Annotated in this window: 13 protein-coding genes and 2 pseudogenes; 9 read left to right on the top strand and 6 right to left on the bottom strand. The window is 65.8% G+C overall.

Going from position 1 to position 15,541, the window contains the following annotated elements; all coding sequences use genetic code 11:
- The first annotated feature begins 153 nt into the window (after nucleotides 1-153).
- The 4 genes from VD964_RS27520 to VD964_RS27505 all read left to right on the top strand — a co-directional run bounded on the left by VD964_RS27520 (nucleotide 154) and on the right by VD964_RS27505 (nucleotide 3,594).
- Nucleotides 154-303, top strand: coding sequence for a hypothetical protein (locus VD964_RS27520; RefSeq protein ID WP_324871640.1), 150 nt, complete (start codon nucleotides 154-156; stop codon nucleotides 301-303).
- 668 nt (nucleotides 304-971) lie between these two features.
- Nucleotides 972-1,613, top strand: coding sequence for an NUDIX hydrolase (locus tag VD964_RS27515; protein WP_324871639.1), 642 nt, complete (start codon nucleotides 972-974; stop codon nucleotides 1,611-1,613).
- Nucleotides 1,614-1,694: 81 nt separating this feature from the next.
- Nucleotides 1,695-2,513, top strand: coding sequence for an IS6 family transposase (locus VD964_RS27510; RefSeq protein ID WP_324871638.1), 819 nt, complete (start codon nucleotides 1,695-1,697; stop codon nucleotides 2,511-2,513).
- Between the two features lie 262 nt (nucleotides 2,514-2,775).
- Nucleotides 2,776-3,594, top strand: a complete 819-nt coding sequence (locus tag VD964_RS27505) for an IS6 family transposase (RefSeq protein WP_324871637.1) — start codon at nucleotides 2,776-2,778, stop codon at nucleotides 3,592-3,594.
- Nucleotides 3,595-3,646: 52 nt separating this feature from the next.
- Here the strand turns inward: VD964_RS27505 and VD964_RS27500 are convergent.
- Together VD964_RS27500 and VD964_RS27495 are read right to left on the bottom strand one after the other, a co-directional pair.
- Nucleotides 3,647-4,027: pseudogene (locus VD964_RS27500) on the bottom strand (transposase); the annotation flags it as partial.
- 194 nt (nucleotides 4,028-4,221) lie between these two features.
- Entirely contained in the window at nucleotides 4,222-5,082 is an 861-nt protein-coding gene (locus VD964_RS27495; protein WP_324871636.1) for an IclR family transcriptional regulator, read from the bottom strand.
- A gap of 380 nt (nucleotides 5,083-5,462) precedes the next feature.
- Between VD964_RS27495 and VD964_RS27490 the strand changes: the two genes are divergently transcribed.
- From VD964_RS27490 to VD964_RS27470, 5 genes and pseudogenes are all read left to right on the top strand, one after another.
- Nucleotides 5,463-6,686, top strand: a complete 1,224-nt coding sequence (locus VD964_RS27490; RefSeq protein ID WP_324871635.1) for an ABC transporter substrate-binding protein — start codon at nucleotides 5,463-5,465, stop codon at nucleotides 6,684-6,686.
- An 81-nt stretch (nucleotides 6,687-6,767) separates the two neighbouring features.
- Nucleotides 6,768-8,303, top strand: a complete 1,536-nt coding sequence (locus tag VD964_RS27485) for an aldehyde dehydrogenase (RefSeq protein ID WP_324871634.1) — start codon at nucleotides 6,768-6,770, stop codon at nucleotides 8,301-8,303.
- A gap of 37 nt (nucleotides 8,304-8,340) precedes the next feature.
- Nucleotides 8,341-9,111: an SDR family NAD(P)-dependent oxidoreductase gene (locus VD964_RS27480; RefSeq protein WP_324871633.1), complete on the top strand. Its 771-nt coding sequence runs from the start codon at nucleotides 8,341-8,343 to the stop codon at nucleotides 9,109-9,111.
- Nucleotides 9,112-9,138: 27 nt separating this feature from the next.
- On the top strand, nucleotides 9,139-10,263 hold the full coding sequence (locus tag VD964_RS27475; protein ID WP_324871632.1) for a CoA transferase: 1,125 nt from the start codon (nucleotides 9,139-9,141) through the stop codon (nucleotides 10,261-10,263).
- A gap of 124 nt (nucleotides 10,264-10,387) precedes the next feature.
- Nucleotides 10,388-10,702 (top strand): annotated as a pseudogene (locus tag VD964_RS27470) (transposase); the annotation flags it as partial.
- On the opposite strand, the gene VD964_RS27465 reads toward VD964_RS27470, so the two are convergent.
- The 4 genes from VD964_RS27465 to VD964_RS27450 form a co-directional block, all read right to left on the bottom strand.
- Nucleotides 10,671-11,876: an NnrS family protein gene (locus VD964_RS27465; protein ID WP_324871631.1), complete on the bottom strand. Its 1,206-nt coding sequence runs from the start codon at nucleotides 11,874-11,876 to the stop codon at nucleotides 10,671-10,673. The pseudogene VD964_RS27470 and the gene VD964_RS27465 sit on opposite strands and share 32 nt — an antisense overlap.
- A 34-nt stretch (nucleotides 11,877-11,910) precedes the next feature.
- A complete protein-coding gene (locus VD964_RS27460) occupies nucleotides 11,911-13,125 on the bottom strand; it encodes an NnrS family protein (protein ID WP_324871630.1) in 1,215 nt (404 codons plus the stop codon).
- A complete protein-coding gene (locus VD964_RS27455) occupies nucleotides 13,122-13,907 on the bottom strand; it encodes an ABC transporter ATP-binding protein (RefSeq protein WP_324871629.1) in 786 nt (261 codons plus the stop codon). The genes VD964_RS27460 and VD964_RS27455 overlap by 4 nt, the downstream gene beginning before the upstream one ends.
- A gap of 63 nt (nucleotides 13,908-13,970) precedes the next feature.
- On the bottom strand, nucleotides 13,971-15,347 hold the full coding sequence (locus tag VD964_RS27450) for a TonB-dependent receptor domain-containing protein (protein WP_324871628.1): 1,377 nt from the start codon (nucleotides 15,345-15,347) through the stop codon (nucleotides 13,971-13,973).
- Between the last annotated feature and the right edge of the window lie 194 nt (nucleotides 15,348-15,541).

Raw genomic sequence — 15,541 nt, 5'->3', positions numbered from 1 at the left:
GGCCATCTGGCACAGGTCGGCGGCCAACGGATTTGGCTTGTCCGCTTGCGGGATCTCCCAACTCAGGACGCCTCCGTTACCGGCTGAGCCCTTCAGCAGGAACCCAACAGAGAGAGGTCCCATGGCAAAACTATCGAGCGCATCTGGCTCTTCTTGCGCGAGAAGCTGATGTCGCTGCGGGTCTTTCCCGATCAGGACGCCATCATCGACGCTTGCTGCGACGCTTGGAACGCGCTCGTCGCCGAAACCGGCCGCATCAAATCCCTCTGCTTCCCGCCTTGGCTCCAGAAGGTCATTTCATAGGAGAGTCGGTATCACTGCGTCATGGTCCAGTTCCTCAAGGACGGAGGATGTTCAAAGTCACGGCGGATGAAGCAATTGAGCTTGCGGGTTTGCACGGTCTGAACGTGGTCCACGTTACAGAGCGAAACGATATGCTGGGGCGGCCATACATCCACTGGACTTTTGTTTTTCTTGAGACGCGGGCATGACTGCGACCCTTCACTACTCGTTTAGGGGGGCCAACCAGCAGCAGAGTGCCAGCAGCGGTTTCCAGTTCTGCTGTACCCGGCCTCTATGTTGGTCGGCGCGGGTGAGCATGCCCTTCCTTTCGCGACACCCTTTTGCCGAGTGCATTCTAACCCCGCGCATCATCGGACGCGCGAAAATTATGATCGTCGTCGGCGCTGGACAGCAGGCACCAAGCGCAGGGCCTCAATGTCGGCGAGCGGGCGGCGGCAGTGGAGATCGAGGAGCCGGCCGGGCCGGTGCTGGCCAGCCTGATCCGGATCCGGATCGCTGCCGGCGGTGTCTGGCCATACAGCCTTTGTTCGCATAGGCGCTGCGGGAGGTTTCGTCGGAAAGCGAGCGACAGGTACTGATGCCTATGGCTAAGGGCGCGATTGCGCCTTTGGCTGGACGTGCCCATCGTCACCTGTGCCGTTTTGCTCAGGTGTTTCAGGGAGTGCGACATGGAACCGGATTGGTTGGTTTGGGCTCGGCGCATTCAAGCGCTGGCACAATCTGGCCTTGCCTTCACCAGGGATGTCTATGACCGTGAGCGGTACGAAGATCTGCGACTCCTGGCCGCAGAGATGATGGCAGCGCGTTCCGGCGGCGATCCGGTCCGGATCGAAGCGCTCTTTGCGGAGCAGTCCGGCTACGCCACACCCAAAGTGGACGTGCGTGGGGCGGTGTTCGATCACGCTGGCCGCATCCTCCTAGTCCGTGAGATGGCTGATGGCGGCCGCTGGACCCTGCCTGGCGGCTGGGCCGACGTCAACCAGTCACCGAGCGAGTGCGTCGCGCGCGAGGTTCTGGAGGAGGCCGGCATCGAGGTTCGGGTGCGCAAGTTGGCCTGTGTCTATGACCGGGCTCGCCACCCCCACCAGCCGCCTTATCCATTTCACATCTACAAGATGTTCTTCATCTGCGACGCGGTCAGCGCCACGGATCACGCGCGCGGGGATGGGCACGAAACGAGTGCCGCAACATTCTTTGCGCAGGAGGATGTGCCGGAAGCTGAACTTTCCATCAGCCGAGTGCTGCCATTTCAGATCGCGCGACTATTCCAGCACTCGCGAGATTTGGGGCTTCCGACAGACTTCGACTGAACGGTTCCGGCAGGTTTCGCGCCAGCTTGATCATCGTGCCAGCGCTGCCGTAGAGGATCACCTCCCTTCAGGAGGTGCCGTATGCGCTGCCCGCACTGCTCTTCGACCGCGACTACCGAGCGTTCAGACCGCACGGCCCAGGGGTACCGGCGCTTCCGCTGCCGCGGGTGCGGACGCCAGTTCAACGAGCGCACGGGCTCGCTGCTGAACCGGCTGCAGGTCCCCACCGATGTGGCCTTTCTTATTGTGCTGTGGCGCCTCCGGATGAAGCTCAGCCTGCGCGACTTTGCGGAAGTCCTGCTGCTGCGCGGGCTGGCCTTTTCGCACGAGGCGGTGCGCGACTGGGAAGCCAAGCTGGCGCAACTGCTCACCGAGGCCTTGCGCAAACGGCGCAAGGGCAAAATCGGCCGGAGTTGGTACGTGGATGAGACGTACCTGCAGATCGCTGGACAGTGGCACTACCTGTACCGGGCCATCGACACCGACGGCAATCTGGTCGATGTCTACCTAAGCGCGCCCCGCAACCAGGCCGCCGCCGAGGCGTTCTTCCACTCCGCCGTGGACGTCATCGGCATCATCCCGGAAACCATCACCACCGACAAGTATGCAGGCTACCCGCCGGCTCTGGAGGAGGTGTTCGGCGACGACGTCAAGCACCGCACTTCCAAGTTCAAGAATAACCATCTCGAGCAGGATCATCGCGGGATCAAAGGCCGCACGCGCCCGATGCGCGGCTTCCAAACCCAAACCAGTGCTCACCGCTTCTGCCGGGCCCACGATGAGGTGCGCGACTTCCTGCGGCCGGCGACTAAGCGCAAGCAGCACGTCCCAGCGGCGCGGCGACGGGCGATCCATGTCCAGAGGGTTGCCGCCCTGCGCGATATGCTCGCTGTCGCCTGACCAACACGGAACCGGAGGACGGGCTCTCTGCGCCTACTCCCTCACCTTGGCGCGAGACCTGACGGAACCGGTTGCTGGCCTGATCTGCTCCTATTATGGACGACTGCGGCTGATGGCGGCGATGTCTTCGTCAGTGGGCCACATGACGAAGAAACGCCAGAAGCCAAGGGCGGCTACGAGAAGGGTTCCGTCAGCCCTCGCGCCATCTTGCTTGTAACCGTGGGGCTGACGTAGAGGATCACCTCCACTCTGGAGGAGATGGATGCGCTGTCCGCACTGCCACTCGACTGCAACCTCGGAGCGTTCAGATCGAACGGCGCATGGCTATCGCCGCTTCCGTTGCCGCGAATGCCGGCACGGCTTCAACGAGCGCACCGGCTCAGTGCTGAACCGGCTGCAGCTACCCACGGACGTGGTCTTCTTGATCGTACTGTGGCGGCTTCGGCTCAAGCTCAGCCTGCGCGATCTCGCCGAGATCCTGCTCTTGCGCGGCTTGGTCTTTTCCCATGAGGCGGTGCGCGACTGGGAGGCCAAGTTGGCGCCGCTGCTAGCGGACGCCCTGCGCCAGCGCCGTCGAGGAAAGGTTGGCCGGAGCTGGTACGTGGACGAGACGTATCTCAAAGTCGCCGGTCAGTGGCAGTACCTGTACCGAGCCATCGACAGCGACGGCAACCTGGTCGACGTCTATCTCAGCGCCACCCGCAACCAAGTCGCTGCCGAAGCGTTCTTCCGCTCGGCGATCGAGGTGACTGGGATCATTCCCGAGACGATCACCACCGACAAGCATTCCGGCTATCCGCCGGCCCTCGACGAGGTGTTCGGAGACGACGTCGAACACCGCACATCAAAATTCAAGAATTATCATCTGGAGCAAGATCACCGTGGGGTCAAAGGCCGCACGCGGCCGATGCGCGGCTTCAAGTCCCCGATCAGCGCCGCCCGCTTCTGCCGGGCTCACGATGAGGTGCGCAGCTTCCTGCGCCCGGCGACCCGGCGCAAGCAGCACATCCCCGCGGCGCGCCGACGGGCAATCCATGTCCAGCGCGTCGCCGCCCTCCGCGACATGATCGCTGTCGCGTAACCCAAGTCCACCAATTCAGGGCGGCGCCATGCCCTCATCCACGTTGTGGCGCGAGATCTGACGCAACCGTGCGCGGCGGCTTGGGCAGGATCACGGTCTTGGTGCGCCGGCTGATCGTGGAGTGGTCCGGGACTGGCAGTTCGAGGCCGAGCAGGTGCAGGATGGAGGCGAGGAGCCCCTCGGTCTGGCGCAGCGCCATACGGAACACGGTGGGCAACATCAGCGCCGTTGTGATCGGCAAGTCGGAGTAGGACGGCTGTCCACCCGGCGTGCTGCGTGGTGCCGCCTTCCAATGCGCGATGGCCTCGTCGGTGACCCACACGGTCAGGCTGCCGCGCTGGCGCAAGGCAGCGTCGTACTCGGCCCAGTTGAGAACGCACCGTTTCGATCGGGGAATGTGGCGACGGCGAGCGGCGTTGGCCTTATGCGGCATAGGGCATAGCGTGCAACCCAGACGAAGAAGGGGCCGCTGCCTACGATACTTGGCTCATCCGTGCAACAAGCTGCCGCAGCCCAATTTGCGCAACACCATCCCTTGTACCGCATGGTGACGTCCCGGATCGGAGGCGGGCCCTTTGGTTGCGGCATCGCCACCGTCCGTGCCACAAGCTGACTATGGCATTCAAGTCATGATTGATCGGGAATGTCCAAGTCGCGGGAAAAACGGCGGATGCCTCGGCGGATAAGGTCCGCGATCTGGGGGCGGCGATCCAGACATCGGGAGACCGGCCCGGCAACCACGATGGACAGCCGGCGCATGCCGATGGGCAGCGGCAGGGAAACGCCGGCCAAATCTGTTTGGTATTCGGCGTTGCTCTGGTGATAACCACGCTCGGCTGCCCGGCGAAGTTCCGCTTCAAGGGCATCGATGCTGGTCAAGGTGGTGTCGGAAAAGCGCTCAAACTGGATGCGCCGGTAAAGAGCCTGCCGCTCGTCGGCGCTGTACTGGGCCAAAATCGCACGGCCGACCGAACTTGCGTAAAGCGGAATGCGGTCGCCAACCTGGGTGAAGTAGCGGATGGCCTGGGTCGATTCCACCACATGGATGAAGATCGCATGGACTCCTGCCGGCGCCGCAATTGCCGTGGTTTCTCCACTCTCCTCTGCGATTTCAGCGGCAAGGTCCAGCACCCCGTCGGGCAGCGGCTCAGCGTCGGCGATGGTTTGCGAAAGGGTCAGCCAGCGCGGCGTCGGATAATATCCGCCTCTGATCCGCGGTTCGTAGAGAAAGCCCTTCTCGGCCAATGTCCCGACAAGATTGAAGGTGCTCGACCGAGGCCATCCCAGATCGTCAGAAATTTCGGCCAAGGTCGCAGCACGCCGGCGGCGGGAAAAATACTCCAACAACTCCAATACGTTGGCGGCCTGTTTGACGTGCATTCTGTCCTGCGGGTCTGGCTGGTTGGCTTGGAAACCGGATGTTTCAGGCTGCGGGCGCAGCGTGGCGGGACGTCGTTCTGACGCGTCGGGATCGGGGCTGTCGATCATTTTTCACCGATATGGACAGGTGCAGCGTCCGGCTCAGCGATGCAGACATCCTGAACAGCCTTGCGATGTTGCAGTTGTTTCCTGCCGTTGCTCCTATCAGAATAACCTATTCATGTACATGAATATTCTTGAGCCCCTGCTGCCCTTGGAGCGGAGGGGAACCTTGGCCGACCGCCTGAGGAAATTGAGCATGCAGAGCCGTCCGGGCGCTGGCTTTTCGACGCGTCCGACACCGTCGCCCTGCCGCTGAAGCGGCTTTACATGAATGTGAAATTCACATACAAGAATTTCAGGTTCACAAATGATCGGCCGGTATGCCGATCTCGACCTCAACGGCCCCGAACCGGGACCGAAGCAACAACGGCAATGGGAGGATACCGATGTCATCACCGCATGCTGGAACGGCTATCGCCTTGGTCTTGTCCGCGCTTCTGGGGATGGGCTCCGCCGCGGCGGCGCAGGTTCCGGTCAAGCTGGGGGTGTTGGCGGACATGTCCGGCATCTTTTCCGACATCGGCGGAAAGGGTGCTCTGGATGCGACGCTGATGGCCGTGGAGGATTTCAAGAAGCTGCCTGGGTCCGATGCGCTGAGCATCGAGGTGGTGTCCGCCGATGCGCAGAACAAACCGGACATTTCAAGCAGCATCGCCCGCAAATGGTTCGATTCCGAAGGCGTGGACGCTTTGGTCGACCTGCCGACCAGCGCCATTTCGCTGGCGGTGGCTCCGCTGGTGAAGGACAAGAACAAGGTGGCGCTGTTCACCGCGTCCGGCACGTCGGAACTGACCGGCAAGGCCTGCACGCCGAATTCAGTCCACTGGACCTACGATACATGGGCACTCGCCCATGGCACCGCCGACGCGATCGTGAAGGGCGGCGGCAAATCCTGGTATTTTCTGACCGTCGATTTCGCGCTCGGCCATTCGCTGGAACGCGATGCGTCCGCCGTCATAAAGGCCGAAGGCGGCACGGTGCTGGGCGGCATCCGCCACCCGACGGACAGCAAGGACTTCTCTTCTTACCTGCTTCAGGCCCAGGCGTCGGGGGCACAGGTGGTGGCGCTGGCGAACGCCGGTGGCGACACCATCACAGCGATCAAACAGGCGGCCGAATTCGGCATGGTCGAAAACGGGCAGTCGTTGGCCGGGATGCTGCTGTTTCTGTCCGACATCCATTCCCTGGGCCTTCAGACGGCGCAGGGGTTGCAGCTGACCACCGCCTTCTATTGGGATCAGAACGAGCGGACCCGCGCTTTCGGCCAGCGTTACGCCGCCCGCAACGGCGGGCGCTATCCCACCATGAACCAGGCAGGAGCCTACTCGGCCTCGCTCGCCTATCTCAAAGCGGTGGCCAAGGTCGGTTCTGCCAAGGACGGTGCCGCCGTCGTCAAGGCGATGCGCGAGACCGGCACCTTTGAGGATCCGCTGTTCGGCTCCACCCATCTGCGCCCCGACGGCCGTGTCGTCCATCCGATGATGCTGGTCCAGGTCAAGAAGCCCGCCGAATCCAAAGCCCCCTACGACTACTACAAGATTCTCGCCACCATCCCGGCCGAACAAGCCTTCCGGCCGCTGAAGGACAGCGAGTGCCCCTTGGTCAAGTAAAGCCCGCTGCCGGGCCTAACTACGCTTGGCTGCCCTTTTTTTCATTCCATCGCAATGCAACCTTACAAGGAAGGGGGAACCATGAGTTCCACCGCCAACGCCCCGGCCTTGCCGAACGCATCCCCGCCGGCCGGGGGCGAACTCGCCCGCTACGACCACCTGTTCATCGGCGGCGCCTGGGTGGCGCCGGAGGACGGCGGCCTGATGGAAAGCATCGATCCGTCGACCGGCACAGCCTGGGCCATCGTCGCCTTTGGCGGCAAGCGCGACATCGACAAGGCGGTCGCCGCCGCCCGTGCGGCGCTGGAGGGCCCCTGGGGCCGCATGCCGGGGCACGAGCGCGCCGCCTTGTTGCGCCGTTTCGCCGATCTATACAAAGAGCGCGCCCGCACGCTTGCGGTGCTGGAAACCCGCGATTCCGGCCGGGCATTGCGCGAATCCCTGCTGGACATCGGTGCCCATTCCAACGGCTATCACTGGTGGGCCTCGCTCGCCGACAAGCATGCCGGCCGCACCATCCCCTTCGACGACAGCGTCCACATCTTCACGACGCGTGTGCCGGTCGGGGTGGTCGGCGCCATCACGCCGTGGAACGTGCCGCTGATGGCCGCCGCGTGGAAGCTTGGTCCGGCGCTGGCAGCCGGCTGCACCGTGGTGTTGAAGCCGGCCGAACACACGCCCGTCACCTCTCTGGAGTTGGGGCGGCTGTTCGACGAGGCGGGCTTCCCGCCCGGCGTCGTCAACATCGTGCCCGGCCATGGCAAGGATGGCGCAGGAGAGCATCTGGTCGCCCACCCCGATGTGGACAAGATCGCCTTCACCGGCGAGGGGACCACGGCGAAAGCCATCCTGCGTACCGGCGCCGAGACGATGAAGCGGTTCACCTTCGAGCTGGGCGGCAAGTCGCCGCACATCCTGTTCGCCGACGCGGATCTGGAACAGGCGCTGAACGCCGCCACCAATTCGGCCTGGACCCTGTGCGGCCAGAGTTGCGCGCTGGGATCGCGGGTGCTGGTGCAGCGGCCGGTCTATGACCGCGTGGTGGAGGAGTTTATCCGCCGGGCCGCCCGCGTTCGGGTTGGCCGTCCGCTGGACGAGACCACCCACATGGGCCCCCAGGCCCACGCCGAGCAACTGGCAAAAACCTTGTCCTACATCGCCGTCGGTCGCGATGAGCGGGCCGAGTTGGTCACCGGCGGAAACCGTCTGAGCGGGAACGGACTGGACGGCGGCTATTTCGTCGAGCCGACCGTGTTCGCCGGGGTCAGCAACGCCATGCGCATCGCGCGGGAGGAGATCTTCGGGCCGGTCGCCGCCCTGATCCCCTTCGATGACGAGGAGGAGGCGGTCGCCATCGCCAATGACACCAGCTACGGCCTGACCGCCGGCCTGTGGACCGGCGACGTCGGACGGGCCCACCGGGTGGCGTCGCGCATCCGCGCAGGCATGGTGTGGGTGAACACGTATCGCTTCATCCGCTGGTCCACACCCTATGGCGGCTTCAAGGCCAGCGGCTGGGGGCGTGAGAACGGGGTCGAGGCGCTGGATTCTTATCTGGAAACCCGCACCACCGCCATCAGCACCACCGGCCGCTTTCCCGACGCCTACGCCGTCTGACGCTCCATCCCCGAACTCCGACCGAGAGAGAACCACCATGCGTCTTCCCAACAAGCTGGTCGTCGTAACGGCCGCCGCCTCCGGCATGGGCCGGGCTGGCGTAGAACTGTTCCTGCGCGAAGGTGCGCGGGTGGCCGCCGTGGATGTCAGCGCCGACGGACTTGCAAGCCTTGCAGCCGAAATGACCGCAAAGGGTCACGCCATCGACACCATCCAGGCCGACCTGTCGCGGCCCGACGACATGCGCCGGTCCATCAACGAAGCGGCCGAGCGGCTGGGCGGTATCGACCTGCTGTGGGCGCACGCTGGAACGCCGGGGCCAGGGGGCGTCGAGAATCTCGACCTCACCGCCTACGATCACGCCATTGCCCTGAACATCACCTCCGCCACGCTGGCGGCCGGCGAGGCTATCGGGCACATGCGCAAACGCGGCGGCGGCGCGATGCTGTTCACCGCCTCGGTATCGGGGCTGGTCGGGTCGATGTTCAGTCCGGTCTACTCGGCGGCAAAATTCGCGGTGGTCGGCCTGACCAAATCGCTGGCACAGCGCTTCGCCGCCGACAATGTTCGCGTCAACGTGGTGTGCCCCGGTTTGGCCGACACCCCGATGAAGCTGGGCTTTACCGGTCGTTCCGGCGATCCGGACGAAGCGGCCGCCAACCAGCAGCGCATGCTGACGACCGTACCGATGGGCCGCCTGTGCAAGGCTGAAGAGGTGGCCCATGCCGCCCTGTGGCTGCTGTCGGATGACGCCTCGTTCGTCACCGGTGTCGCGTTGCCGGTGGATGGCGGCTTTACCGCGCGCTGACGGCTGATTGGGAAGGGAGAATGCCGCATGGTCGGGCCGCTCGACGGGATCACGGTGGTCGATCTCAGCACGGTAATCGCCGGCCCCTACGCCAGCCAGATGCTGGGCGACTTCGGGGCACGGATCATCAAGGTGGAACCTCCCGGCGGCGACATCATGCGCGCGCCCGGTCCGGCACGGTCCCCAGGCATGGGGGCCGCCTTCCTCAACTGCAACCGCAACAAGGAGAGCCGGGTTCTCGACCTGAAAAATCCCGCGGACCTCGTTGGTCTGCTAGCGCTTGTGGACGAGGCTGACGTGCTGCTGCACAACATGCGGCCCCAGGCGATCGGGAGGCTCGGACTGGACTTCGCAACGCTTCACGCCCGCAACCCGCGCCTCATCCATTGTTCGGTCGTCGGTTACGGACAGGGCGGCCCCTATCGGGACAGACCCGCCTACGATGACGTCATCCAGGCCGAGTCAGGCTTGGCCGATCTTTATGCGCGCACCGCCGGCGTTCCCCGTTACGCTCCGACCATTGCCGCCGACAAGATCACCGGACTGCACGCCACCGCGGCGATCAACGCGGCCCTGCTGGCCCGTACGGCGTCGGGGATCGGGCAGGCGGTGGAGGTGCCGATGTTCGAAACGATGGTGTCCTTCCTGGCAGTCGAGCATCTGGCAGGGCGCAGTTTCCGTCCGCCGATCGGCCCCACCGGCTATGATCGGCTGCTGGCACCACACCGAAGGCCTTATGAGACGCATGACGGCCACCTCTGCGTGATGCCCTATACCGGCCGCCATTGGCGTGCCTTCTTCATGGCCGTTGGACGTCCGGACTGGGCTGACGATCCGGCCCTCGCCTCCAACTCCGAGCGTGCCGCAATAATCGGCACCTTGTACGAACGGTTGGCCGCCTGCCTGCCGTCGGAGACGACCGTCCATTGGCTGGACCTGCTCGGCCGCCTGGACATACCATGCGCGCCGGTCAATTCCCTGGACGCCCTGCTGGATGACGCGCACCTGAACGCCGTGGGCATGTTCCAGTCGATGCACCATCCCACCGAGGGAGAGATCGTCACCGTCCGCTCACCGATCACATTCTCCGGTACGCCCTGCGCCATCGGTCAGTTGGCCCTGGCTCTGGGTAGAAGTGACGTTGGTGCGTAAGACGACCTTGTTGCACCAAGGCGTTCGGTTGCGGCATTCGGGGTATCGAAGTAGAAGACCAACCCTTCGCCCTCGTGCCGGTTCGGTCACGCCGTTCAAAGCCAATGCGTCCCACCGCCATTACATTCCGAAGCAGCGCCATCGGGTTCGCAACCGGGCGGGGTATGACGCGGGGCTTCGGGCGCGCGGCAGCCTGACGGTCTGGTTCACGCCGGAAGCAGTCGCGCGCTGGCGGGCGGAGACGCGGACCACGCCCGGCGGGCAGCGCCTCTACTCGGACCTGGCGATCACGACAGCCTTGACCTTGCGCGCCGTGTTCCGGCTGCCGTTGCGCCAAACCGCAGGCCTAGTCGGTTCCATCGTCAGACTGGTTGGCGTGGAGCTTGCCATACCCGACCATTCCACCCTCAGCCGTCGCGCCCAGACTGATCTTGGCCCGGTTCGGTGGACGCGGGTTCGCGCGGATGAGGTCCCGTCTGTGTTGTGCGGCTGCCGGCGATGCCGAACAGAAGAAAGGCGATGATCCACGCGGTGCCGGACAGCGGCATCAGCAGCATCGTATTTTGCGGGGCGAAGGCTGCGGCGATCCGCGCAACGGCGGCGGTCATCACGGCGGCATGGATCACGATTGTCAACCACAAGGCGGCGCGGGTCGGTTCGGGACGGGCCGCCGCCGCGAGCATCATGCCGCCGATGGCGGCTGCCGTCCATGCATGTAGTGCCGCTCTGGCATATGCCGGGCTGGCGGTGAACGAGGCCCCGGCCGCGAACAGGAAACCGGCCGGGACGAACGCACGGGTAACGGAGGCGATGAACAGGAATGGACCGCCTATCCCTTGCCACCTGCGGACGACCTGCACCGCCAGCGCCAGTCCCGCCGCCAGCAGCAAGGTCCCGCTCGCTTTCCCGTCCATGCGTCCGCTGCCTTGCACAACCCAGGCGGCCAGTGCGAGGAGGCCGAAGCCTGCCGCCAGCCCGTCGAAGCGGGGGAAGATGCAGGGTGCCGGTGCGACACCGTGTGTCTTCCCCGGGTTCCGGTGCGGATCGAACCCGGCAGGGCTTGCCAGCGCCACGTTGCCGGACAGCATGACCGGCGCTGCCATCGCCGCCACGGCGAGGCGTGTGCCGCAAATGCTCTGCCCATAGCGCCAAAGCTCCCAATGGAAGAGGATCTGGGCACCGGTCAGGAGGCACAGCGCCCCATGGAGCGTCAGGACGCGCAGGCTCCCCACAGGGATCGTCCGACCCGCCATGGCAGCGAGCGACAGGGGAAACAGCAGGGTGAGCATTGCAGTCGCCGGCGGCCCGAGGGTGGCCGACGCGGCCACGCCCAGCCGTCCGGCCACCCATGCTGCGAACAGCCATGCTGCGATTCCCAGGCTTGGTTGGCGTCCGTTCCGGTTTGGACCGGTCACCGGCAGGAACCCGGCGATGACGGCCGGCGCAAAGCCGAACAGCAACTCGTGCGCGTGCCAGGCGACGGGGGAGAATTCCACGTCCAGGCTGATGAAGCCGAGGAACCATGGCACCCAGGCCGCAACGAGGCCGGCGGCATAAAGCGTCCCGCACAGGACGAGCGGACGAAGGCCGGCATCCGAGCCGGGACCAGCCATATCCCTTCCGCCTTGCCGGAAGGAGGGGGACGGATCAGCAGACATCGGCTTCCTCCACACGGGGAGCCGACAGGAAAGGCCAGTAGACCCGGAGCCAGAGCAGGAAGGCCGTCGCCCAGGACAGCCCCGCCAGCGCATGTGGCGGACCGGGTGGCGGAGGCAGCACCCCGAGGTCCGGCAGGACACGCAGCAGCACCGCCGTGACCAGCAGCAGGATCGCCAGCCGTGCTGGCCGCGGCAGGGGAAGCGTCCGTCCGGTGTGGAACAACCCGGCAACGGCGAACACCGCCAGCACGCCGAGCCCGAGCCCGCCCATCAGCGCCAGATGCAGGGCCGGCGTCTCGGGGAAGGGGGCGCCCAGCCGCGATGCGCCGACGAGGAGCAAGCCGGCTCCCGCCAGTAGGCTCGATCCGGCGAGCGCCAGGATCTCGGTCCGGAAGAACTCGCGGCCGATGAAGGCTTCGGCGACACGGTCGAGAAAGGCGGCTCCGGCGGCGATGGTCAGGTAGGCGCCGACGGCGGGCGGGATGCCGGCGATGTCTCCGGCCAGCGCGATGGCGACAAGTCCGGGCGCAAGGTTGAGGCGGCCGGGATGCGGCCTGTAAGGCGAACTGCCGCCGCCGGGGGCGAGAACCAGGTTGGTGATTGGCACCGTGATCCGCGCCAGCACGAGGCCAAGCAGCCCGAGCAGGACCAGCCCGGCGCCGTGCAATCCGGCCTGCGCGAGCGCAGCGTCGCCAAGGAAGAAGCCGGCATGGACGACGCCTCCGGACATGGCCAGCGCACCGAGCCAGACCAGCATGCCGAACAGACGGGTGGTGCGCTTCCGCCAGGACAGCGTCGCGACATAGAGGGGAAGGGCGCCGAGCCAGACGGTGTCGGCGACGGCCGCGACGATCGCGGCTCCGTCGCCGCCGACCAGGCCGCCGGCCCGGCCGATGCCCCACAGTCCGGCCAGGGCGAACAGGGCGCGTCCCTGCAGCCGCCGGGTATCGGTCCATTCCGGAATGGCTGTGGTGACGAAGCCGATCACCGCCGCGCCGAAGGCGCCGAACAGCATTTCATGCCCATGCCAGAGGACCGGCGGGATCGCGCCGTCGATGGGCAGGGCGAAGCTGTTGACGACAGCCCACAGCAGCGGCCACAGGGCGGCGTGCAGGGCGGAGAGCGGAAAGAACAGCCGCAACCCCTCGTCGCCGAGGATGCCGGCAAGGGTAAGGTCGGAGCCATCCCGGCTGAGGGCGGTCATGGGATCCGCCTTTCGTCGATGTCGTGGATGTGGCGGAACAGCGGGTCGTCGGCCAGGAAACCGCCGACCAGCCGGTAGAGGTCGCCGTCGTCGCGGGCGCCCGGCTCTCCGGGGATGGTGCGCGCGCCGGCGATGCCGCGGCCCTGGACATCCATGACGAGGACGCGGTGGGCGATGCGGACAGCCTCCATCAGATCATGGGTGATGAACAGGGCGCCGAAGCGCGTGGCGCGCGAGGATTCGATCACCAGATCCTGCATGCGGCGCTTCAGGGCGACGTCGAGAGCGGTGAAGGGCTCGTCGAAATAGATGAAGTCCGGATCGACCGCCAGCGCGCGGGCGATGGCCGCGCGCTGGCGCATGCCGCCCGACAGCTCGATGGGGAACTTGTCGAGGTCGCCGGCATCGAGCGCCACCCGTCCGGCGGCTTCCTCGGCCCGGTCGTGACGCTCCCTCCGTGACAGGCCGAGCAGGCGCAGCGGGTAGGCGATGTTCGCCCGTGCCGTCGCCCAGGGCAGCAGGCGCGGGTCCTGGAACACCATGCCATGGCGGCGGTACCCCCGCATGACGCGGCCGCGCATCGGTTCGACCACCCCGGCCGCGATGTGGGCCAGGGTGCTCTTGCCGCAGCCGGAAGGACCGACGAGCGCCGCCACCTCGCCGACCGTCAGCGACAGGTCGACCGCGTCGAGCACCGTTCGCCCGAGATAGGCGTGGCCGATGCCGTAAAGCGTCAGTGACGGGTCGGGACAAGGGGACGGGGAGGCTGTCTCTCGTGTCATGGCAGGCGGCTTTCGTCAGGCGGGGAAGAGGCCGGGCAGGCGCCGGGTCAGAAAAGCGCCGGGTTAGAAATTCACCTTCAGCCCGGCATAGAAGGCTCGGCCGTCCCCCGGCAGATAGACCGCCTGGGTGGGCGATGCCTGATCGACGATCAGGGTGGAGGAGGCGTAGGTCTTGTCGAAGATGTTGCGCGCCTCGCCATAGACGCTGACACGCTCGGTGATGGCGTAAGTGGCGCCGAGATCGACCGTGGCGTAGCCGTCGGTATGGACGCTGTTCATGTTGTCCACCGGGGTCTTGCCGGGAAACCAGTCGACCTCCGCCTGCAGCGACAGCGCCGGGGTCACCGCGTAGCGGGCCGAGGCGTTGATGACGTGGCGCGGTGCGCCGGCCAGCCGGTTCTCGCCGCGCACCGGATCGTCATGGAAGCGGAAATCCTGGAAGGTGTAGGCGATCCGGCCGGTCAGCTTTTCCGTCAGGTTGGCGGACAGCCCGAGTTCGACGCCGAAATGACGCGTCTGGCCGGCGTTCACCGCGCCAAGCGAGGCGCCGGTGACGTCGCGCAGGCTGAGCAACTCGTTCCTGATCCAGGAGTAATAGGTTCCGGCATCGACCGAGACCATACCGACGCGACCGCGCCATCCGGCTTCGACGGTGGTCGCCGTCTGCGCCTTCAGGTCCGGCGTGCGGTAGGCTGTGGAATTGAAGCCTGGCTGGGCGGGATTGGGGCGCCCGGCGCTGCTGTTGGGCGTGCCGTTGACGGTGGCGATCAGGTCGTCATGGGTCGGCGGCTCGAAGGTGCGGCTCACGGCGGCGAAGAGGGTGTGGTCGGCATGCGGCTTCCAGGTTAGGCCTAGGCTGGGGCTGACGCCGTCGTAATTGCGGTCGTAGCTGGTGTCGCCGGCCGGGATAGACCCGGCGGGCAGCGCCACGCTGGGGTTGGCCGGATTGAAGGCGAGGGTGGGCCGCCGCGCCGCGCCGAAAGTGTCGTCGTTCTTGCGGGTGGCATGGGTGAGCGTGACCGCCGGCGACAGCGTGACCTCGCCCCCCAGCGGCAGGTTCAGGCCGGAATGGAGCGACAGCGTGCTTGCCTCCAGCTTGCTGCGCCCGAACAGCGCGCCCTGGGTCCCGGCATTGTTCAGGTAATCCTCGCGGTCCGCCGAGCCGACGACATACCGCACGGTCGTCTCGAACAGCGGCAAGGGCTGGCTCTGGTCCAGGCTGTAGGCGTAGCGGGCAACGGCGGTCACGTCGCCGCCTTCGGTCTTGCGGATGCCCGACGACACCGGGAAGCGGAACATGTCGTCCGTGTGGGTGTAGCCCAAGGCGACATCGACCAGATGCGAGCCGAACGTCGCCGTGGTGCGGTTGCCGATGCGGAATTGCGTGGCCTCGCGCCGCGGCCGGTCGCGGACGACGTTGGGTCCCGGATTGGTGGCCACCCCGTTGACGACGGTCGGGCCGGTGTAGACGGCTTCGGGATTGGAATTTAGAAGGGTTCTGTTGCAGCGTTTTCGACGGGCCAGATATCGGGTAAAACGCGGCGCTTTTCGGCGGCTTGGGTGACAGGGTGATGAAGTCCAAGAAGAACCCATTCAAGGGTCGGCAGTTCACGGCCGAGGTGATCTTGTGGGCG

The sequence above is a fragment of the Azospirillum sp. genome (assembly GCF_035628975.1).
In the GTDB taxonomy this organism is placed as follows: Bacteria; Pseudomonadota; Alphaproteobacteria; order Azospirillales; family Azospirillaceae; genus Azospirillum.
Note: the sequence above shows the minus strand (reverse complement) of the source record. Positions and strands in the feature narration are given on the sequence as shown.